This is a genomic window from Rhodothermus bifroesti, assembly GCF_017908595.1.
GTDB lineage: Bacteria > Bacteroidota > Rhodothermia > Rhodothermales > Rhodothermaceae > Rhodothermus > Rhodothermus bifroesti.
In genome coordinates, this window is sequence record NZ_JAGKTL010000001.1 from 335,775 (window position 1) to 354,982 (window position 19,208).

Here is a 19,208-nt window from a genome sequence, read left to right on the forward strand (position 1 = left end):
AGCTTTCCAAACTTGGACTAAAGCGATACTTCAATATGAAAGCTGCAGCACCCCGTGTGGTCATTATAGGCGCCGGTTTTGGCGGGCTAACGCTAGCGCGCTTGTTGCGCCGTACCCCCTTCGAGGTGGTGCTTATCGACCGGCAGAATTACCACACGTTTCAGCCGCTGCTTTACCAAGTCGCCACAGCTGGCTTAGAACCCGAAGAGATTGCGCATGCCGTACGGGGCATTTTTCAGCAGCAGCGCAATTTTCGTTTCATCATGGGTACGGTTGTAGGCGTCGACTGGGAAGCCCAAGCCGTCTGCCTGGAAGACGGTGACCGTATCCCCTTTACGTATTTGGTCCTGGCTGCAGGAGCAACCACAAACGATTTCGGCATTGAGGGCGTTGCGCAACATGCCTTCCCGCTTAAAACCCTTGAAGATGCCATTGCGCTGCGTAGCCATATTGTCCGTCAGTTTGAAGCAGCCGATCGCCATCCAGAGCGCATCCGTGAAGGTTTGCTGAACGTGGTGGTTGTTGGGGGTGGACCGACAGGTATTGAGATGGCGGGTGCGCTTGTGGAGTGGTTTGAGCTGGTTTTTCGCAAAGATTATCCCCAGCTGCCCATCAACCGGGCACGCGTACTCCTGGTAGAAGCGCTCGATACGGTGCTGCCCACCTACAGCGTGCAGCTGCAACGCTATGCCCGAAAGCAGCTTCGCCAGCGCGGCGTAGAGCTTCACCTGGGGAATCCAGTGGCTCGCATTACTTCCGAGGCCGTTTACCTCCAAAGTGGCGAGCGCATCCCCACGCGTACAGTCATCTGGGCAGCCGGCGTGCGGGCCTGCCCTTTAGCCGACCGGCTGGGCTTACCGCAAACGCGTGGCGGGCGCATCGTCGTAGACCCTGATCTACGCGTGCCCGGCCGGGCGAATGTATTCGTGATCGGAGACCTAGCAGCCAGCCAAGACGAAGCAGGCCGTCTCCATCCTCAGATGGCACCTGTAGCCATTCAAGGCGCGCGGCACGTAGCTCGGCAGCTTCAACGCCTGCTTGCAGGGCAAGAAACCGAACCGTTCTGCTATCGGCACCGTGGAGCAATGGCCACGATTGGCCGCCATGCAGCCGTAGCTGAGCTACCCAGCGGCGTGCGCCTAACAGGTCCACTAGCCTGGCTTGCTTGGCTTGTGCTCCACCTGATAGAACTCATTGGCTTTCGCAACCGGCTGCAAGTGCTGATCAACTGGGCCTGGAATTACTTCACCTATGATCGCAGCGCCCGACTTATTTTTCATGTTCAGCCCCTTAGGCAGGAAGCCCTTGACGCAACCGTTGCTTAACTGACCAGATCAGCCCCCACTTGCTCAGCAGTGATTTCTTCCAAGCGCCGGCGCCGGGTTTCGATACCGCGTATAGCAAGTACCACAAGAGCCAGCAGCAAGGGAATCGCTCCTAGCAGCGCAGCGCCGGTAAACGTAGGTGGCGTAATGCCAGCCACCACCAGACCGATGCCGAGCACGCCCCCTACCTTGCTAGCACCTGCTATAAAACCACTACCGCGCCCCCGCAGACTGGTTGGGTACACCTCAGCGGCATAGGTTGGCATTAAGTCTGTCGTGGCTGTGCTCACCCCCATAATGATAAGTACAATAAGCCCGTAAATCAGGAGCGTATTTTGAGTAACCGTGCCTTCAAAGAAAACAAAGCCAAGCAATGCTGCACAGGTGAGCATCGCAAAAAGAAGCAGCGTTTTTTTACTGCTCCAAAATGCATAGAGAAAAGCAGAAATAAAAGTTACCGGGAATCCTAGCAAGCTCGCACGCGCAATTAAGCCATCGGCAGCTGCTACATCAAAACCTGCTACGCGAAGATTTGTAGGCAACCACAGCAAAAAACCAAATTGAACTAAGCCAAACGCCACTGCATAAAGGCCTAAACCTACACTGAGTCCAATAAAGGGTCTTTTGAACAACTGGCTGAAACGCCCTTGAATCCTTTGTTCAACCGCTAACGCTTCGTCTTTAGACACCTCCACGATCGAAGCCCCAAAACGATCCATGATCTGTTTGGCTTCTTCTGTGCGGCCTGTAGCCAATAAAAAGCGAGGGGATTCCGGAATCCATCGGCTAATCAGGATAAGCAGCAGACCTGTTGGAGCTCCAATCAACCAAAGAATGCGCCATCCAAATTCCGGCTGTAGCCATGCTGAAAGGGCACTGGTGACAAAGTAAGCCAGCGAGAGGTCCCCACCCATAAGAATCATGAGTAGCCCGCGATGACGCGCTGGAATTGTCTCGGCAGTAAGCGCATAAGCGATCGGCAGCATGCCCCCCACCGACAAGCCCATGAGAAAACACATGAGCAAATTCAAGGAAAAGGTGGGCATTGCTCCACAAATAGAAGTCGCAATGAAAAGTAGCGCAGCAAGCAAAATTGTAGGACGGCGCCCAATCCAGTCTGCCATCCATCCCCAAATAAAAGACCCCAGAACCGTGCCAGTTATGCCAGAAAGTGGCAAGAGCGCCACCGGTATCTTGCCGTCAGGATTAAGCGGGGATTTTAGACCGTACTCTTTAGCCATACCAGGCACCACAAAGCCCAGTGTCGTTGGCTTCATGATGTCGATCAGAATAGCAATGGCCAGCACGGTCAGGAGTACGATGTGGGTGCGCCCCAGAGGTACATCATCGAGCGCCTTAACGCGAATATGAGCTAAGCGCGCCCGAACTTCCGGGTCGGTCTTCGGAATAAGGCCATAGACAGCCATGCCAAGGCCTACGACAATGAGTATCATGCCCAGGATCATCCATCCATCTATGGGCATCCCGACCAGCTGGTAACCCATGTGCGCTGCGTGCACAAACATAGGAATGTGCAGGAAGGTACCTACCGACAGCGCGATTGTACCCAGCCAAAAAGCAAGCGGCCGAGAAAACACAATCCTGCCACTTGAAAGATTACGTTGAGGAGCCATCGATAGCCTCACTTAACTTGTTGACGCTTTTGGCAGGCGTACGATATGCAATTTACATGTAATTTACAAGGCGTGAAAAAATCCCCATTTTTAGCTTTCTGCGGCACTAGGACGCGGGGGGCGAAACAGTTCAGCGCAGCGGGCAAACTGATCGGCCAGACCAATAAGCACCAGACGATCGCCCGGTTCAATGCGAAAGTCGCCAGAAGGACTGCCTATGGTGCGCTCGCCTCGGCGCACGGCGAGTACTGTCAGGCCATAGCGCTGACGTAGGTTCAGCTCGGCCAACGTTTTTCCCGCTACCGGTGCACTTTCCCGAACCACCACAGCCCGGGTATGCAGACCTTCCTCGTCAAGCCCCTGCAGGACCATAAGGTGCGCTTCCTGGATGCTGCCTCGAAAAATACGATAATCACCCGCCCGAATAGTGGCAATCTGGCGATTAATCTCTTCGGGCGGCACAAAGTAGGCCTGCAGCACTTGGGTAAAGATGCGTACAGCTGTTTCCAGCTCTTCGGGAACCACGATATCGGCGCCAATGCGTTGCAGGAATTCCACATCGCGCAGAAAGCGGGTGCGTACGATGATCTGCAGGGTAGGGTTAAGGTACCGGGCCAACTCTACAATCCGTCGCGTTGCGGCATCATCGTTGATAGCCACGACACAAACCTTGGCCCGATCGACCGCTGCGTGCTCTAAAATGTGCCGGCGACTGGCATCCCCGTAAAGCACAGGAAGGCCATTTTTTTGGGCAGTCTGTACTGTATAGGGGTTAAGATCAATGATGATGAACGGAATACCTGTGTCTTTGAGCACCTGCACTAGGCGTTGACCAGCCGGTCCGTAGCCCACAACGATGACGTGATCTTCCAGTGCAGCCTTGGTTGCAGAGGCCACCATGGCATGCTCGCGTGGATGCTGCAGCAGGTGCGCATTGAGTTGCCGGCCTGCGGCCATAAGCAAGGGTGTAGCAGCCATGAGCAACACAATCGCGGCCAACAGGCTCTGCGTCCCCACCTCACCCAAGCCGGCGGGTGTAAGGCCCACTTCTTGTCCAGCCTGCGCCAGTACAAAAGAAAATTCCCCTATCTGGGCTAAAGCTAAACCCAGAACCAACGCCACCCGTAAAGGATAGCCCAGCAGCCGCGTTGCAGCAGCTGTGGTTAGCACTTTCACCAAAAGCACAGCAAGCGCTGTAGCCGCCACCAGCAGGGGGTGCGCCAACAAGAAATGCACATCGAGCAACAGGCCTACCGAAACAAAGAACACCGCATTGAAGACCGACTTGAGCGGAAGAATTTCACTTAAGGCATATTCACTATAGGGACTTTCGCTGACCACCAACCCGGCCAAAAAAGCTCCTAAGGCCAAGCTGACGCCAAAGAGATGGGTAATCCAGGCCATGCCAAAACAAATGGCTACGATGGTCAGCAAAAACAGGTCGTGGCGGCGCGTGCGGGCAATGCGCTCCAGAAGCGGCGGCATAATGCTCCGCGCCAGAAACAACGTTCCCCCTACTACCAGTAGCGCCTGACCCAGGGCCAGCAAAGCCTGGCCAAACGAGCCATGGCCTTCACCTAAGACGGGGATCAGCAACACAACCGCTACTGTAGCCAAGTCCTGAAAAATTAACATGGCTAGTGCCAGCCGACCGACCACGGTATCGGTCTCTTGTCGGTCGCTCAGCACGCTAAGCACAATAGCGGTACTACTGCCTACAGCAACCAGAAAACCCGTAAACAAGGCGGAACGTACCTCCACCCCTAACCCTACGAGTAGTGCCAACACCACCAGGGTACACAACCCTACTTGCAATCCACCGCCGATCAGCAGCTCGCGCCAGATGCGCCGAAGCTGCTCAAGCTTAAATTCAACCCCAATGGTAAAGAGTAGCAAAATGACGCCAATCTGGGCGGTGTTATAAATCAGCGTTTCACTACGAACTAAGGCTAATAGCCCTGGACCAATAAGCACACCGGCCAAAAGAAATCCAACGATCGGCACTAGCCGGATCCGATAACAGAGGTAGGCAATAAGCACGCTAATGGCCAAAAGGGCCACCAGCTCAGCCAGCGTGTCTGCAAGGGACATGGACTAAACGTATTTATCGCCGCGTACCACTTCGACTGGTTGCGCGTAGACAATGACAGCGTAATGCTGAAAATAATGGGTAGCGATGTGCTCGATAATGCGATCAGCTACCTCGGGGCTCACGATCGTTTCAATTTTCACGTTGTGTCCTTCCCACTCGCTAGCCCGCACGCCTCGTGACCCTTCGCCCGATACTTCGGTCAGCGTGTACCCCTTTCCTCCCAATTCTTTGATTTCACGCAGCAGGCGTTCCTGAAGAATACGCTCTGTGACAATCGTCACCAGTTTTAGCGTTACCGTAAGCATGGGTTTACCCTCCGATCCAGTGTGCTAAGGCAAAATACAGCGGGATGCCGAGCGTCAAGTTAAATGGGAAGGTAATGCCCAGCGAGGCCGTCAGGTAGTAGGTGGGGTTTGCTTCAGGCAGCGAAATGCGTACAGCTGCTGGTGCTGCAATGTAGGAGGCGCTAGCGACCATAGCTCCCAGTACCGCACTACCGCCCTCGGAAAGCCCAGCCCAACTTCCTAGCACAACACCTAACACGCCATGCACGATGGGCATGCAAATGCCAAATCCGATTAAGAAAGCACCCACCTTCTTTAAATCGCGCAAGCGCCGCGCAGCAACCAGCCCCATCTCCAGCAGAAACAGCGTCAGCGCTCCCTTAAAGCCATTGACAAAAAAGGGCTCAACTTGCTTGAGCCCTTCCATACCGGACAAATAGCCGATGACCACTCCCCCCACTAAAAGCAACACGCTTCGCCCTGTGAGCACTTCGTGCAACCCTTGGCGCCAGGAGCCGTGGCGGTTCGAGCGTAAAAAGACAATCATCAGCGCCACTACGATGGCCGGGACTTCGAGCATAGCTACTAGCGCGGGCATGAATCCCTCGGCAGGTGTGCCTTGCAGCTGGCCAAATGTTTGTGCTGCAATGAACGTTACGGCCGACACTGAGCCGTAGTGCGCGGCAATAGCCGCCGCGTTGATGCGGTCCATACGGCCGATCTTCCGCAGCACGATATAGGACGTCACCGGTGTCAACATACCCAGCAGCAAGGTCACCAAAGCTGGCCAGAGCACCACAGCCCAAGGTGTGTGGCTGAGCTCGGCGCCGCCTTTTAATCCAATCGCCAACAGCAAATAAATCGATAGCGCCTGGTAAAGCGGCTCTGGAAACGACAAATCGCTGCGAATCAGCTGCGCAACAACGCCTAGCGCAAAGGCCAAAACGATGGGGGAAAGCAAGTTCGTTAGCAGAATTTCCAGCATAGAGCGGCTCCGGCTTGTTTCAGGAAAGCCGGAGCCGCCTAACGAACCCATGAAGGACTATGTTTCGACCGCCAGCGTTTCTGCTTTGTGGATTTTCCGCTCCCGAGCTAACAGCGCCCAGCCCACAAGCCCGGAAAGCAGCGATGCGCCAAGGATCCCGACTTTGGCTTGATCCAACAGCAGCGGGGAAGCAAAAGCCAAGCTGGCAATGAACAAGGCCATGGTAAAGCCGATGCCGCACAGGCATCCCACGCCCAACAGCTGTCCCCACCGCACCCCTGAGGGCAGCTCGGCTAGCCGCAGCCGCGTTGCTAGCCAGGAAGCCCCAAGCACCCCAATAGGCTTGCCCACAAGCAAGCCCAGCACAACGCCCAGCGTCACCGGATGCGTAAAGCTTAAACCGGTATCTCCACCTAATACGACGCCTGCATTGGCCAAGGCAAAAACGGGCATAACAAAATAGGCCACTAAACCATGCAGGTTATGCTCCAAACGGGTTAGGGGCGCTTCGACACGCTCGCAGCTTTGTTCCAGGGCGTAAAGCGCATCGCGCTGCGCTTCGTTGAGCAAACGTCCCTCGCCCCGATTGCGCGCAAACGTATCGATCGCTTCTCGCACTTGTTCTAAAAACGAAGCACTGTCGAGCTTGCGCCGCGCCGGAATCGTCAGGGCGAGCAGCACACCGGCAACGGTTGCATGCACACCTGACTTGAACACGGCCAGCCAGAGCAGCACGCCCAACAGCGCATAGACGGACAGCTGGCGTACCCCCAGCAGATTGCAGCCCCACAATAAGCCCCAAATGCCTGCAGCCGCCAGCAAGGCGTTGGTCGATAGATCTGCCGTGTAAAAGATCGCAATGACCAACACCGCCCCTAGATCATCCACAATGGCCAGCGCTGCCAGAAACACCCGGAGCGCCACGGGTAGCCCCCGGCCCACCAGGGCCAGCACGCCCAGCGCAAACGCAATATCCGTCGCCATCGGAATGCCCCAACCCCGCTCGCCTTCACCCCCCGCATTAAGCGTTGAATACAACAAAGCTGGCACGATCATCCCTCCAAGCGCTCCTGCAATTGCTAAACCTGCCTTGCGCGGAGAAGAAAGCTCACCGACCAACAACTCCCGCTTGATTTCCAATCCCACCAGCAGGAAAAACAGCACCATCAGCCCATCGTTGATCCAATGCAAAAGCGATTTGGTTAGCGCAGCTTCGCCAAAACCAACGGTAAACGTTGCCGACCAAAGCGCCTGATAGGTCCCGCCCCAGGGCGAGTTAGCCCAAACGAGGGCTATCACCGCGCTTACCAGCAACAGGGCCCCGCTGGCCGCCTCGGTGTGAAAAAACTCCTGAAAAGGACGCAAAAGCTGCGCTACGCGATTCGTAGAACCCCGAGTCTCCATCGATACGCTCAGCCAGTTTGGTTTTAAGGTTAGCGAAAGCACTCCTTTGGCCTCATCGACAAGGCCTAAATACCCTTCAGAGCTCCCCCAAAACACGCGGGCTGCCTATATCAGAAAGGGCAACGCTCTATTTCCCACCGAGGGGTAGATCAAGCATAAGGTCAATCAGCTCAAAAAGCAAGCATTACACCGAAGCTGCAGGCAGGACAAAAGCAAAAGTAGAGCCTCGACCGGGGGTACTTTCAATCTGCAAACGGGTGCGGTGCGCTTGAAGGATATGCTTAACGATCGCCAGACCGAGGCCAGTCCCCCCTTGCTCGCGTGATCTTGAGCGATCCACCCGATAAAATCGCTCGGTTAGGCGCGGAATGTGCTGCGGTGCAATACCAATGCCATTATCGACAACGGCTACACGCACGCTGTGCTGCTGCGGGATGGCCTCGAGGCGCACTTCCACAAACCCTCCTGGATTGTTGTACTTGATGGCGTTATCTACCAGATTAACCAGCACCTGGCGTAGGCGTTCGCGATCAGCCAAAACAGAAGGCATGTTCTCCGTAGCCGTAATCCGCAGGGATACTTGGCGTGCTGCTGCTAGCGGCTCCATCGATTCGATCACCTCACGCACCAAGGATACCAGGTTACACGGAGCCATTTGCATTTGCAATGCGCCTGTTTCCAGGCGCGAAATGTCCGAAAGATCACGCACCAAGTGCGCCAGGCGATCTGCATTGTGCAAAATTTTTTGCAAAAAGGCTTGGCGCGTGGCCTCATCTTCTGGATTGGCTTCAAGCAGCGTTTCTGCAAACCCCCGAATAGAAAAAATGGGGGTTTTGAGTTCATGAGACACGTTGCCTAAAAACTCGCGCCGGTAGTCTTCCATGCGTTGGAGTTGCTGGATTTCTTTTTCCAGCACGCGGCCGGTGCGGTAAACTTCCCAAATCAGCGTGTTGAGCTCGTCGCCTTGAGGCACTTGTGCTTGCTCTAGGTTTTCAAAGGATCGGTTTCGGATCTGGGCTAAAAGCTCACGTGCTAGGGTCAAGCGGGGCGTAAGCAGCCGTGTAGCCACCAACAAAACACTTGCGGCCCAGATTAGCATTAACAGGCCCCACTGCAGCAAAGGGCTTCCTACAACAAACAGTGTCGCGGCTGCTGGAGCAGCGGCCACAAGCATACTGTAGGCAGCCAGCTTAAACACCAGCTGGCCTACCGGCCTGCTTTGGGTTCCTTGCCATGGCATGCGGCGCTATTCACGGAATTTGTAGCCGATGCCCTTGACCGTTTCGATATACGTACTGCCTAGCTTTTCGCGGATTTTGCGCACGTGCACATCGACCGTCCGGTCTACCACATAGACATCACGCCCCCAAATTTCGTCGAGCAATTCCTGTCGCGAAAAAACCTTTCCTGGATGCGCCGCCAAAAAGTAAAGCAGTTCAAACTCCTTACGGGGCAACCGTAGTGTCTCTCGCCCTTCGGGGGTAAAACGATAGACCAGATACCGATCCCGGTCAATTTCTAGGTCGTGAATGCGCAGCAGCTCGGGAGGAGTCTCATAGCGACGCAGACCCCGCAGCAATGCCCGCGTTTGACTCAGCAGCACAGGAACCGACACCGGCTTGCCAATATACAGGTCTGCACCTACATCCAGGCCCTTGAGGTAATCTTCCTCTTCGGTTCTGGCAGTAAGCATCACAATGGGGATGGTGCGGAGTTTCGCATCACGCCGCAGCCGTCGGCATACCTCTAACCCATCCATCCCCGGCATCATGATATCCAAAATAATTACGTCCGGCTGGCTGCGTGCTGCCTTTTCTAAAGCTTCTAGGCCCTCTCGGGCTAACTCTACCTCAAAACCTCCCCGCTGAAAATTGTAGGCCAGAAGCGAAAGGATATCCTCCTCGTCGTCTACGATAAGTACACGCGGTGGGCGGTCGGCGACGTCTGCATCGGGCATGGCTCGCAATAGCGTTTCCATAAGCTGCGCTTTATCGTGGCTTAACGTACAAAAAATACGACCGCCAGCGGGCTTTTATGTTATCAAAGCGTTATGTGCTGGATTTTCAATCCCCGGCAACTGGGCCGTTAGATCTTCCAGAGGAGGATCAAAGCGCTCCTGAAACAACTCAAAACAAACGCCACCAGCCACCAGGCGTAGCGGCTGCTGGGCATCAATCACGGCCTGATAGGTCTGATAACAAGCGAGCGCTGCTTCAGCACGTTGCCGATCTGCTTCGCTGAAGCGCACGCAGACATCAATGGCTGTTTGCGGCGAAGTGCGCAGATGGGGAGGTTTGTTTGGCAAACCCTCAGGCAATGTCAGAAAAGCCAGTCTGCGTAAGTAGGGCACCTGCGGTCCACGCATGGCACAAAAAACCCGCTTGACCACAGCATGCGTCACCAGATGATCCGGATGACCACTAACGCCGTGAACCGGATACGTCACCACGACCTCGGGCCGATGACGCACGATCGCCTGCTGCACTACAGCCTCCAGATGCCGCGGATCCAGCTCAGCCAAGCCGCCATCAGGAAAATCCAGCACCTCTAAGCTACTAAGCCCAAGTACTTGGGCCACACATTGCATCTCTGCGAGACGCACGCGTCCCATTTCAGGCTTACTGTAGCCGTACCGATGCCGCTGGTGCGTAGCCTCACCCCGCGTGAGCGTTAGCAAATGCACTGCATGTCCCTCCCGCCGCTGCCGGGCTATGGCCGGCGCAGGCCCAAAACTCTCATCGTCGGGGTGCGGAAAAATGTACAGTAGCGTGGCCATGGCTTAAAATGACGCAACAGGGTAAAAATTTTAGGCTAAACCTTGTCTTAACAACTTTTGTTGCGCCAACCAATTAGAGCCTAGCCACGCTGTTTTCGGATCAAGCTACATCTTCGCGCAGGACCTCGTGGAACACCGTTTTGCCTGTTTGGAGCATGTGACGGACATAAGGCAAGCAAAGCCGGCAACGCAGGCCAAAGGCCACCTGCTGCTGCAGTGCTTCAGGGCTTGTCACCTTGTGCTGCTGGGCAATCGCCTTAAGCTCGGCAAACGTTCGCTGAAAGCAATAGCATCGGTCAATGCGCATTGTTAACGCCTCTCTTGCACAAGCGCGATGTGGGAAGGGGCTGGGCCTACGCTAAAGCGGTCAATCTGACGTCCTTCGCGGTTCAAGATCACCACAGCGCCTGCGGCGGTATAGTCTGGGCGCCCGTTGGGTCCAGCAGCCAAGCGGGCCACATAGAGCCGTTGTTGTGCGGCATCATAGGCCACAGCTGAAAGACCAGCCAAATCCGTTGCGGTAGGCACCGTGATCGTTGCTGCCAGGGCGTTGGCATTGGTGTTAACCCGAAAGATGCGGCCGCTACCGCTTGAGATTGCATAGAGTTCTTCCACTTCCGGAGCGTAGTAGGCCACTTGCGTGCCGTTGGCCGATCCGAGCTGAACCTCAAGCGTCAGACGTGCAGTCACGACCCCGGTAGTGGGATTCATGAAAACGATTTGGCCATTGGTCTGTTCAATGATGGCGCTGTAATCGGCATTGTACACCGTTTTGCCTAAGCAAACGACAACCAGTTCCTCTTCGGCATCAATAAACACTGCTTGGGGACCGTCGCAACCCGGTTCAAGTGTCTGAACCACCGCATCTGTAGCGGTATCGATCACCGAAATGGTTCGCCCCGCACCTAGTGAACCGTAGTTGGCGACGTAGACCCGTCCCTTGTGAGCTACGAGCCCTTCTGGATAAAGGCCAACGGGGATTGTATCGGGCAAAAGCGTTTGGGTTACAGGATTAAAGGCTAGCACAAATCCATCGCGTCCAAAAGCCATGTTGGTCACGTAGGCTTTTTGGTCGCTTGCAAAGGTGATGTATCGCGGGATAGGTACATTTATGCGGCCCGCCAGCTGGCGCGAAGTTAGGTCAACGATCGCGATCTGTCCGACGCTAAACGTGTTCAGGGCTACATATGCTCGTCCTTGGTGCAGCGTTAGGCTTTGCACGAAGGCGTTCAGGGCCAGCGTAGCGGTCTGGCCTGTAGCCGGGTCATAAAACGTCAGCGAGCCATTTTGGTCACTGAAGTTGCCCCCATTGCCTACCACAACGCCTGTGATGACCAATCTGGAGGCTTGATCATCTTCGGAGCCCAGCAGATCGCAACCGTTTAGTACCAAAAGGAGCAAGCTCCAAAGCAATAGCAGTTTTCTCATGGTTTATCTTAATTTAGTGGATGGACTTACGCGTTTTTTGGGTTCAGATCGATCCGAAGCTGCACGCGCACCTGGCGCGGAGGCATCGGGTAAAAACGCACCACTTCGTAAGGATAGTTGGTCAGATTCTCCACGCTGAGGCCTAAAGCCAGCCGTACGTAGCGCAGGGCTTGCTCCCAGCGCAGGTAGCCATCGACAATGAGGTAGGGCCTTAATGCCTGCGTTTCATCAGTGGTGAGATAGCGACGGCCTGTGTAGCGTCCTTGCAGGCCGATGCGCAACCCAGCCCATTGGATTTCCCCAAAAGCTTTCAGCTGGTGCAAAGGCACGTAGCGAAGCTGGCGGCCGAAAGCTGGGCTTGCACGATATGAGCGGTCCTCGGCGCGGGTATAGGTGTAGAAGCTTCCGCCCTGGAGTACCACAGGACCCCAAGCAATCGCTTCGGTAGCGAGCGAGGCTTCCAGGCCGCGCGTGTGCACACGCCCTACGTTTACCGGCTTCCAGAGCTGCAAACCCGGCGCCACCAGTGCAGGGTACCAGACGATCTGGTCCACCAAAGCGGTGTAAAAAGCCGTGAGCTCCAGCGAGAACTTAGGCGGATGGAGCAGTAGTCCAGCTTCCAACGTCCAACCGCGCTCTGGGCGAAGGTGGGGGTTGCCCCCAGGCATGTAGAACCGTTCACCTAACGTAGGAGCTCGAAAAGTTCGTCCGATTTGTCCTTTCAGGTGCAGTCGTTGCGCACGAAGGGCCAGGTTGAAGCCGAGTTGCGGGCTAAAGGTTTGGAAGTGCTGCGCTCGGGTTACGTATCTATCTAACCGTAGGGCAGGATAAAGCCAAAGGGGCCCCACGTGACCGTTGCCTTGCAACGCTAGTGCACCGGCACGCCCATCCACACCACCACGCAGCGCAGCGTGCTCCCACCGCGTTTCAGCACTTAACGTCATAGCCCACCGCTTGCCTAGCGCTTGTTCCAGCATTCCACTGAAGCTCAGCGTGTACGTACGTGCCGTATCCTGCTGCTGGGCATACGTGTTGACGTACTGCAGCCGGGTATGCTGGTAGTGGCCCCCAAGCGTGAAACGGCCCTTAGGGATAGCACGCCAAGCACCTAACAGCAGGCGTTGCGCATGGTCCGTCTGCCAAGCGTCGATGGGAGGCGCGTTTCCCGGGCCGGGAAGGCTGCGGTGTGCTGCGGTAGCCCAAAACGTACCCTCAAAGCGCCAGGCGTTCTCGTAACGGACTTTACCAAACAGCGTGGTCATTTGACGGTCGGCACCTTCTCGCCGCCGGGTTTTGGGCGGTGGCAGCGGGTTAGGATAAGGGTAATCTCCTGTGGCCAGACTGCGCTCCGCAGCGGCCACGGCTGCTATGCGTCCTTTCCCGCCCTGCATCACGACACCTAGGCTACGTTCGCCGAAAGCCCCTACCCGCACAGCAGCCCGAGCGCCTAGACGCTCCCTAGGCCGTAGCGTATGCAAGTGCACAACCCCTCCCATAGCTCCAGAACCATACAGGGCAGTGGCAGGACCGTGCACCACCTCAACCGCCTCCAGGAGCACGCTGGGCAAAAGGGTCAAGTCGAGAAGACCAGACTGGGGATCGGCTACCCGGTGTCCATCGACAAGCAAGAGTGTCTGCGTAGCAGCCGCACCGCGTAGGGAAACCGCTGCTAACCCTCCACTGCCATAACGACGCACCCAGAGACCTGTCCGTGCTTCGAGCACTTCGGCGGCTGTCGTAGCACCCGCTGCTTCCCATGCTGAGGCCTCTAAACGCCATAAGCGCTGCCCTGCCGTAAGCGCGCTAGGCGTTCGCTGCCCTTCGATCACCACAGGTGGAAGCATCCGCGTGGTGTCCGAGTGCTCCTGTGCCCAAGCGCCCCTAAGGCTCAATAGGCCCCATAGCAGCAGTCCACATGTACGCGAAAAGCCCATAAAAAAGCCCGTTACCTCAAACGAGGTCCGGGCCTATGCAAGCGACGCGCGGCCAAATGCCTAAGCCGTCGAACAGCCGATGCATCAGGCACGGACCTCAGTTCCCGGAGGCTTCGGCCTGACGCCGCCGGCAGGTCTCCTGGCTCGCCGCAGGCCCTGTCGATCCGACAGGGCAGGTCGCTACGGGCTCCACCGCCAGCCTTCCCATCTGCTCCCAAGCAGACAGTGACTGTCGGCTTCTTCGCCCGCCAACCTCAGCTGCAGCTCACAGTTGCGGGTACAGCTCCAGACTCCCCGACGCTACCGTCGGGCCACTGGATTCCCTTTTCATCCGCTTAAGGCGGAACCGGCGACGCATGTCGAAGAACAGGGTGATAGAGAGAATTTACACCCCTTAGCCTTTAATGCCAAGTCTTCAAGAAAACTCCTGCAACACACGCTCGCTGGAACGCCGTAGACTCTTGCCCGTAGAGATTAACCTTTGTAGGTTTAGCGCGAATCTATGTACGTAAGATTACGTACGCCGATGAAACTTTCCGAACGGATTCAACAATCCCAGTTTGCCTCGCCTGCACAGGAAGCCTTGCTCAACATTTTGGTCACCAGTTCTTGGGTGCTGAGCGAGCTGAGCACTTTGATGGCCCCTTTTGGCATTACCCCCACGCAGTACAATGTGCTGCGCATTTTACGCGGCAGCCATCCCCGCAAGTTGACCTGCACCGAAATCGGCCGGCGCATGCTCGACCGCACGCCCGATGTTACACGCATCTTGAATCGACTTCAAAAAGCTGGCTGGATTACGCGGGGACGAGCTACTTACGACAAACGCGTTGTTGAAGTCGGTATCACGGAAAAAGGGCTAGACCTGCTGGCGCACATGCAACCTCTGGTCGATGCTGCCCAGGAACGCTTGATGGCTCGCCTATCTCCAGAAGAATTGCGCCAGCTGAGCAACTTGCTCGACCGCTTACGTGCTGAAGAACCCTCGCTGTCTTAAACCGCCATGCGACCAGAAGTTTACGTTTTAAGCCGCCCACAAAAGCTTTTTGTCGTTTGCACAGCTATTTTTATCACAGCATTGGTTATTGCCGAAGCCACGTCAACCAAATTTTTTACAGCCTTTAAGCTGCCTTTCCCGATTCATCTTTTTGGCATGACCTTCGGCGAGGTGGTTATGACCACTGGTGTGCTAGCCTTTCCGGTCACGTTCATTATTACCGATCTTATGAACGAGTACTTTGGCAAAAAAGGGATCCGCTTCGTGACGCTCGTGGGGATGGTCATGATCGGGTTTGAGTTTTTGCTGCTTCAAGCCGCCATTGCCGTTCCAGCAGCTAGCATTTCTCCGGTATCCCAGGAAGCATTTGAGGCGGTTTTTGGGACGACAGGCCGCATCATTCTAGGCAGCTTAACAGCGTATTTGCTCGGGCAACTGGCCGACATTACCCTTTTTCATTGGCTTCGCGGCCTTACACGAGGCCGTTTTCTTTGGTTGCGGGCTACAGGCTCAACGTTTGGGTCGCAGTTTATCGACACGTTTGTTGTGCTCACGATCGCCTTTGCTGGTCAGCTTGCCTTTCAACAAATTCTTGCGATCACGCTTTTTAACTACGGATACAAGCTCCTCATTGCCATCGCAATTACACCGTTGATTTACTTAGCCCACTGGGCAATGGATGCCTACTTGGGCAAGGAATTGGCGCATCAGCTTACTGCCAAAGCTGCTGCGCGCCAAGATGCCTTTTAGCGAAAGAGCCTAAGGAGCAGGTTTAGCAAGATGGTCAGCACCAGGCTGATCAGCAGCATCGTGCCCAGGGGGAAGTAAATGCGCACGTTTCCTTTCTCCCAGCTCAAGTCACCGGGTAAACGCCCTAGCGGCAGTTGCGGTAGGCGGCCCAGGAGTAGCATTAGGCCACCAACTACCAGTAGCACCGCGCCTATGAGCAAAAGCCAGCGTCCCAGCTCCGTCAGTGGACCTTGCGCCATGGCATGCTACAGCGATATGCTTGCTTCGCGGGGAACGTCGACGAACGTCAACCAGCCATAAGGGTCGTTGCCCTTATGGACAATTTCGTAGAAGGCCCGTTGGAGCGCCTCCGTTACGGGGCCGCGGCGGCCTTGACCGATCGTATAATGATCGACCGAGCGAATTGGGGTGATTTCGGCAGCCGTTCCCGTAAAGAACAGTTCGTCGGCAATGTAGAGCGCCTCGCGTGGGATGGGTTGCTCTACGACCCTATAACCCAAGTCACGGGCAAGCGTCATCACTGTGTCGCGCGTAATGCCTGGCAGAATCGACAGAGTGAGGGGAGCGGTATAAATCACCCCGTCGCGTACCAAAAAGAGGTTCTCTCCACTGCCTTCGGCCACGTAGCCACCTACCGAAAGCATAATGCCTTCGGCATGCCCATTCAGCACGGCTTCCATCTTCACCAATGCTGCGTTGGCATAGTTAGCACCCGCTTTGGCCATGGCTGGCAACGTGTTGGGCGCCATACGCTGCCAGGTAGCCACCTGGACGTCGACGCCCTGCTCGAGGGCCTCGTTGCCCAAGTAAGCGCCCCATTCCCACACCGCAATTGCAACCTCAACGGTATTCTTGAGGGGGTTGACGCCCAACCCGCCCATACCCCGGAATACCACGGGTCGGATGTAGCAGGATTTGAGTCCGCTGGCGCGGATCGTCTCGAGCGTGGCTGAGATCAGCTCCTCTAGGGTATAAGGCAGTTCCATCCGATAGATGCGCGCCGAGTCGAGTAACCGGCGCAAGTGTTCCCGCAGCCGGAAAACAGCCGGCCCGCGCGCTGTCTCGTAGCAGCGTATACCTTCAAACACCGAGGACCCATAATGCACTACATGAGAGAGCACGTGAATCTTGGCTTCCTCAAACGGCACCAGCTTGCCGTTGAACCAAATCGGATGTTTGTCCATGGTTATCGTTGTTTATGTCAAAAAAGCAATGTAGCTGTCCTATTTTTGGAACTCCTATCCCCGTCTGGCTATAGGAGCCGATAAAGTAACGTTTTTCCCATGGCCGCAATGCGCTGGTCGCGTTGGGTTTTCCTATTATTCATTGCAGGTTTTTTGGCCTTAGTCGTGGCCGACGCACTGGACTTGTTTGCACGGCGACCATACTATGAAGTCCCGCATGGGGATCACACCCACTATGTACCTCGCGACCGTAACCCCAACGTGCCGCTCGAACGTTTTCCCACGCGCCCACCTGGCCGATGTGAGCGCATTGCGCCCGACGGTGCGCTGATCCCCATCGAAGGCTGCCAGTAGGCCTTTTAGCCTGCCGCAGCATTGCTTCCCAGCTGGAGTAGGGCGGTGCCGCTAAGACGCATTGGAATCCATTCCTTCAACGCTTGCGCGCCCAGCTTCTCATAAAACTGGCGTGCCGTCGCATTCCAATCGAGTACCTGCCAGTCGAGTCGCTGGGCCCCTCGAGCGACTGCGATTTCGGCCACGCGCTGAAACAGCGCCATACCCACGCCCCGGCCGCGGTAAGCAGGCCGTACGTAAATATCCTCCAGATAGAGGCCCCATCGGGTTAAAAAGGTTGAATAGTTCGCAAAGAAAAGCGCAAACCCTATGGGCTCACCGCTTTCGATCTCCTCAGCCAGCAAAGCTTCGCAGCGCGGGCAGGCAGCAGGATCGAGGTGAGCCCGCAAGGCTTTGGGATCAGGCTGCGCTACGTGCTGAAGTTTTTCATATTCGGCCAGTTCGCGAATGAGCCCAACCAGCACCTCGGCATCTTCTGGCCTAGCCATACGAATGCGAAACGCGCTCATCGGTATCGGCGAAAGTCTTCTTCCTCGTCGTCATCAGACTCTTCGTCGTCGTCCCGTCCCAGCGAAGAGAGCATCGCACCCATCATGTCGCTGTAACGGGTTTCCTGTTCGAACAGGTCTTTGCCCAAAAGCGAATGCTGGTGCAGCGCCTCCAATACGAACTCCATCATGGAAGCTGTCTCTTCCCGGGTATTAGGTCGGGTATAACGCTGCACCACAGCGCAGAGCCCCTCTACAGCCTCAAGTCGACGGGCATACTCCACAAATGGCAGCTCTGGGTTAAGCTCAACCTGCCCTCCTTTAGCAAACCAGTCCAGAATAGGCTGGTACGGCGCGCGCCCTTCTTTCCGGTTGGTTGGGTCGGGGAAATAGCGCGGGAAGATGGCCTTAATAGCTCTTCCCACAAGCAACCGGGCAACGTTTTGCACGCCCTCCTGCTCGCCTTCGTAGACCAGTTCGATTTTTCCCGTGATGGCAGGTTCAATCAGCAACAGGTCGCTAATGCGCAGGGTGGTTTCTGTTTCGCCATTGAGCAACGCGCGGCGCTCGGCAGCCGAAATTAGGCACTCCAGCGCTGCCCGCGTCATCCGCACCGAAACGCCCGACTTTTGGTCTACATATTCACTTTTTCGGGCCTCAAAAGCAATTTGCTCAATGATTTCTCGGAAAAAGTAGGGAATATGCACCCGTACCTGTCCGTCGCGCTCTTGCCAGGCTTCTTGTTGCGTAATGGCAATGCCAATCTCGAGGGTTTTCGGATAGTGGGTGATGATTTGGCTATCGATGCGGTCTTTGAGCGGCGTAATGATGTTCCCCCGGTTGGTATAGTCTTCGGGGTTAGCTGTAAATACCAAAAGTACATCAAGGGGGAAGCGAATATTAAAGCCGCGAATCTGAATATCTTGCTCTTCGAGAATATTGAGCAGCCCCACCTGAATGCGCGGCTGCAGATCGGGCAGCTCGTTAATGGCGAAGATCCCGCGATTGGTGCGTGGAATCAGGCCAAAGTGAATTACTTCTTCATCGGCGTAGGTCAGGCGTCGGTTAACCGCCTTGATTGGATCGATATCGCCGATTAAATCGGCAATGGTGGTGTCGGGTGTGGCCAGCTTTTCAGCATAGCGGCGGCTGCGATGCAGCCATTCAATAGGGGTGTCGTCGCCCATATCGGCCACCATTTCGCGCCCGTATTTAGAGATAGGGGCAAACGGGTTGTCGTTGACTTCGCTCCCCTGGATGATGGGGATGTATTCATCGAGCAGCTCTGGTAGCATCCGGATGAGGCGCGTTTTGGCCTGGCCGCGCAGGCCAAGCAAGATCATGTCATGGCGGCCCAGGATGGCATTTTGAATTTGAGGGATCACGGTGCGCTCGTAGCCAATAATCCCTGGAAAGATTTCCTCCCCTCGGCGCAGCTTAGCGATTAGGTTCTTTCGCAATTCGTCCTTGACCGTAAGTGGCCGGTACCCGATCGCCTTTAGGTCGCCCAGTGTTTTTAGTTCAGTTAACGGCCGATCCATAGCCCCTCGTTGGATGATAGCGCAAAGTAGCA

Annotated in this window: 19 protein-coding genes and 1 riboswitch; of the genes, 4 read left to right on the forward strand and 15 right to left on the reverse strand. The window is 55.8% G+C overall.

All coding sequences use genetic code 11. The annotated features are described in order from the left end of the window. The first annotated feature begins 35 nt into the window (after positions 1–35). Positions 36–1,325 carry an NAD(P)/FAD-dependent oxidoreductase gene (locus tag J8E65_RS01325; RefSeq protein ID WP_210373597.1) on the forward strand — a complete coding sequence of 430 codons (1,290 nt, stop codon included), beginning with the start codon at positions 36–38 and terminating at the stop codon, positions 1,323–1,325. Here the strand turns inward: J8E65_RS01325 and J8E65_RS01330 are convergent. The 11 genes from J8E65_RS01330 to J8E65_RS01380 all read right to left on the reverse strand — a co-directional run bounded on the left by J8E65_RS01330 (position 1,322) and on the right by J8E65_RS01380 (position 13,862). After that, the gene (locus J8E65_RS01330; protein WP_210373598.1) at positions 1,322–2,959 is read right to left on the reverse strand and encodes an MFS transporter; all 1,638 of its coding nucleotides are present in this window, start codon (positions 2,957–2,959) and stop codon (positions 1,322–1,324) included. The two genes, J8E65_RS01325 and J8E65_RS01330, sit on opposite strands and share 4 nt — an antisense overlap. Positions 2,960–3,049: 90 nt before the next feature. Next, the gene (locus tag J8E65_RS01335; protein ID WP_210373599.1) at positions 3,050–5,050 is read right to left on the reverse strand and encodes a monovalent cation:proton antiporter family protein; all 2,001 of its coding nucleotides are present in this window, start codon (positions 5,048–5,050) and stop codon (positions 3,050–3,052) included. A 3-nt stretch (positions 5,051–5,053) separates the two neighbouring features. After that, positions 5,054–5,356 (reverse strand): P-II family nitrogen regulator, encoded by a 303-nt coding sequence (locus J8E65_RS01340; protein WP_210373600.1) that lies wholly within the window; start codon positions 5,354–5,356, stop codon positions 5,054–5,056. 4 nt (positions 5,357–5,360) lie between these two features. Continuing rightward, on the reverse strand, positions 5,361–6,320 hold the full coding sequence (locus tag J8E65_RS01345; RefSeq protein WP_210373601.1) for a sodium-dependent bicarbonate transport family permease: 960 nt from the start codon (positions 6,318–6,320) through the stop codon (positions 5,361–5,363). A 57-nt stretch (positions 6,321–6,377) separates the two neighbouring features. Continuing rightward, positions 6,378–7,724: a Na+/H+ antiporter NhaA gene (gene nhaA / locus J8E65_RS01350; RefSeq protein ID WP_210373602.1), complete on the reverse strand. Its 1,347-nt coding sequence runs from the start codon at positions 7,722–7,724 to the stop codon at positions 6,378–6,380. A 184-nt stretch (positions 7,725–7,908) separates the two neighbouring features. Continuing rightward, the gene (locus tag J8E65_RS01355; RefSeq protein ID WP_210373603.1) at positions 7,909–8,964 is read right to left on the reverse strand and encodes a sensor histidine kinase; all 1,056 of its coding nucleotides are present in this window, start codon (positions 8,962–8,964) and stop codon (positions 7,909–7,911) included. 6 nt (positions 8,965–8,970) lie between these two features. Next, entirely contained in the window at positions 8,971–9,702 is a 732-nt protein-coding gene (locus tag J8E65_RS01360; protein ID WP_237181506.1) for a response regulator transcription factor, read from the reverse strand. A 54-nt stretch (positions 9,703–9,756) separates the two neighbouring features. Further along, positions 9,757–10,500: a PIG-L deacetylase family protein gene (locus J8E65_RS01365; protein ID WP_210373604.1), complete on the reverse strand. Its 744-nt coding sequence runs from the start codon at positions 10,498–10,500 to the stop codon at positions 9,757–9,759. A gap of 100 nt (positions 10,501–10,600) precedes the next feature. Next, positions 10,601–10,807 carry a (2Fe-2S)-binding protein gene (locus J8E65_RS01370; protein WP_210373605.1) on the reverse strand — a complete coding sequence of 69 codons (207 nt, stop codon included), beginning with the start codon at positions 10,805–10,807 and terminating at the stop codon, positions 10,601–10,603. 2 nt (positions 10,808–10,809) lie between these two features. Beyond that, positions 10,810–11,928, reverse strand: coding sequence for a YncE family protein (locus J8E65_RS01375; protein WP_210373606.1), 1,119 nt, complete (start codon positions 11,926–11,928; stop codon positions 10,810–10,812). A 26-nt stretch (positions 11,929–11,954) separates the two neighbouring features. Continuing rightward, positions 11,955–13,862: a TonB-dependent receptor gene (locus J8E65_RS01380; RefSeq protein WP_210373607.1), complete on the reverse strand. Its 1,908-nt coding sequence runs from the start codon at positions 13,860–13,862 to the stop codon at positions 11,955–11,957. Positions 13,863–13,974: 112 nt separating this feature from the next. After that, a riboswitch (cobalamin riboswitch) is annotated at positions 13,975–14,228 on the reverse strand. Between the two features lie 160 nt (positions 14,229–14,388). Here J8E65_RS01380 and J8E65_RS01385 point away from each other — a divergent pair. Further along, entirely contained in the window at positions 14,389–14,859 is a 471-nt protein-coding gene (locus tag J8E65_RS01385; RefSeq protein WP_210373608.1) for a MarR family winged helix-turn-helix transcriptional regulator, read from the forward strand. 6 nt (positions 14,860–14,865) lie between these two features. Continuing rightward, a complete protein-coding gene (locus J8E65_RS01390) occupies positions 14,866–15,609 on the forward strand; it encodes a queuosine precursor transporter (RefSeq protein ID WP_237181507.1) in 744 nt (247 codons plus the stop codon). On the opposite strand, the gene J8E65_RS01395 is transcribed toward J8E65_RS01390, so the two are convergent. Together J8E65_RS01395 and J8E65_RS01400 are read right to left on the reverse strand one after the other, a co-directional pair. Beyond that, entirely contained in the window at positions 15,606–15,848 is a 243-nt protein-coding gene (locus J8E65_RS01395; protein ID WP_210373609.1) for a DUF2905 domain-containing protein, read from the reverse strand. The two genes, J8E65_RS01390 and J8E65_RS01395, sit on opposite strands and share 4 nt — an antisense overlap. A gap of 6 nt (positions 15,849–15,854) precedes the next feature. Continuing rightward, positions 15,855–16,793 (reverse strand): branched-chain amino acid transaminase, encoded by a 939-nt coding sequence (locus J8E65_RS01400; RefSeq protein ID WP_210373610.1) that lies wholly within the window; start codon positions 16,791–16,793, stop codon positions 15,855–15,857. 99 nt (positions 16,794–16,892) lie between these two features. On the opposite strand from J8E65_RS01400, the gene J8E65_RS01405 reads away from it, so the two are divergent. Further along, a complete protein-coding gene (locus J8E65_RS01405) occupies positions 16,893–17,147 on the forward strand; it encodes a pneumococcal-type histidine triad protein (protein ID WP_237181508.1) in 255 nt (84 codons plus the stop codon). Positions 17,148–17,152: 5 nt separating this feature from the next. On the opposite strand, the gene J8E65_RS01410 is transcribed toward J8E65_RS01405, so the two are convergent. Next, positions 17,153–17,656, reverse strand: coding sequence for a GNAT family N-acetyltransferase (locus J8E65_RS01410; RefSeq protein WP_210373611.1), 504 nt, complete (start codon positions 17,654–17,656; stop codon positions 17,153–17,155). Beyond that, positions 17,653–19,176 carry an AAA family ATPase gene (locus J8E65_RS01415; protein ID WP_210373612.1) on the reverse strand — a complete coding sequence of 508 codons (1,524 nt, stop codon included), beginning with the start codon at positions 19,174–19,176 and terminating at the stop codon, positions 17,653–17,655. The genes J8E65_RS01410 and J8E65_RS01415 overlap by 4 nt, the downstream gene beginning before the upstream one ends. Positions 19,177–19,208 lie beyond the last annotated feature (32 nt).

Coding starts and splice junctions, on each gene's coding strand:
- J8E65_RS01415 (WP_210373612.1), bottom strand. CDS start 19,176: ATGGATCGGCCGTTAACTGAACTAAAAACACTGGGCGACCTAAAGGCG.
- J8E65_RS01380 (WP_210373607.1), bottom strand. CDS start 13,862: ATGGGCTTTTCGCGTACATGTGGACTGCTGCTATGGGGCCTATTGAGC.
- J8E65_RS01365 (WP_210373604.1), bottom strand. CDS start 10,500: ATGGCCACGCTACTGTACATTTTTCCGCACCCCGACGATGAGAGTTTT.
- nhaA (WP_210373602.1), bottom strand. CDS start 7,724: ATGGAGACTCGGGGTTCTACGAATCGCGTAGCGCAGCTTTTGCGTCCT.
- J8E65_RS01330 (WP_210373598.1), bottom strand. CDS start 2,959: ATGGCTCCTCAACGTAATCTTTCAAGTGGCAGGATTGTGTTTTCTCGG.
- J8E65_RS01360 (WP_237181506.1), bottom strand. CDS start 9,702: ATGGAAACGCTATTGCGAGCCATGCCCGATGCAGACGTCGCCGACCGC.
- J8E65_RS01410 (WP_210373611.1), bottom strand. CDS start 17,656: ATGAGCGCGTTTCGCATTCGTATGGCTAGGCCAGAAGATGCCGAGGTG.
- J8E65_RS01370 (WP_210373605.1), bottom strand. CDS start 10,807: ATGCGCATTGACCGATGCTATTGCTTTCAGCGAACGTTTGCCGAGCTT.
- J8E65_RS01395 (WP_210373609.1), bottom strand. CDS start 15,848: ATGGCGCAAGGTCCACTGACGGAGCTGGGACGCTGGCTTTTGCTCATA.
- J8E65_RS01345 (WP_210373601.1), bottom strand. CDS start 6,320: ATGCTGGAAATTCTGCTAACGAACTTGCTTTCCCCCATCGTTTTGGCC.
- J8E65_RS01340 (WP_210373600.1), bottom strand. CDS start 5,356: ATGCTTACGGTAACGCTAAAACTGGTGACGATTGTCACAGAGCGTATT.
- J8E65_RS01385 (WP_210373608.1), top strand. CDS start 14,389: ATGAAACTTTCCGAACGGATTCAACAATCCCAGTTTGCCTCGCCTGCA.
- J8E65_RS01400 (WP_210373610.1), bottom strand. CDS start 16,793: ATGGACAAACATCCGATTTGGTTCAACGGCAAGCTGGTGCCGTTTGAG.
- J8E65_RS01390 (WP_237181507.1), top strand. CDS start 14,866: ATGCGACCAGAAGTTTACGTTTTAAGCCGCCCACAAAAGCTTTTTGTC.
- J8E65_RS01375 (WP_210373606.1), bottom strand. CDS start 11,928: ATGAGAAAACTGCTATTGCTTTGGAGCTTGCTCCTTTTGGTACTAAAC.
- J8E65_RS01325 (WP_210373597.1), top strand. CDS start 36: ATGAAAGCTGCAGCACCCCGTGTGGTCATTATAGGCGCCGGTTTTGGC.
- J8E65_RS01355 (WP_210373603.1), bottom strand. CDS start 8,964: ATGCCATGGCAAGGAACCCAAAGCAGGCCGGTAGGCCAGCTGGTGTTT.
- J8E65_RS01405 (WP_237181508.1), top strand. CDS start 16,893: ATGGCCGCAATGCGCTGGTCGCGTTGGGTTTTCCTATTATTCATTGCA.
- J8E65_RS01335 (WP_210373599.1), bottom strand. CDS start 5,050: ATGTCCCTTGCAGACACGCTGGCTGAGCTGGTGGCCCTTTTGGCCATT.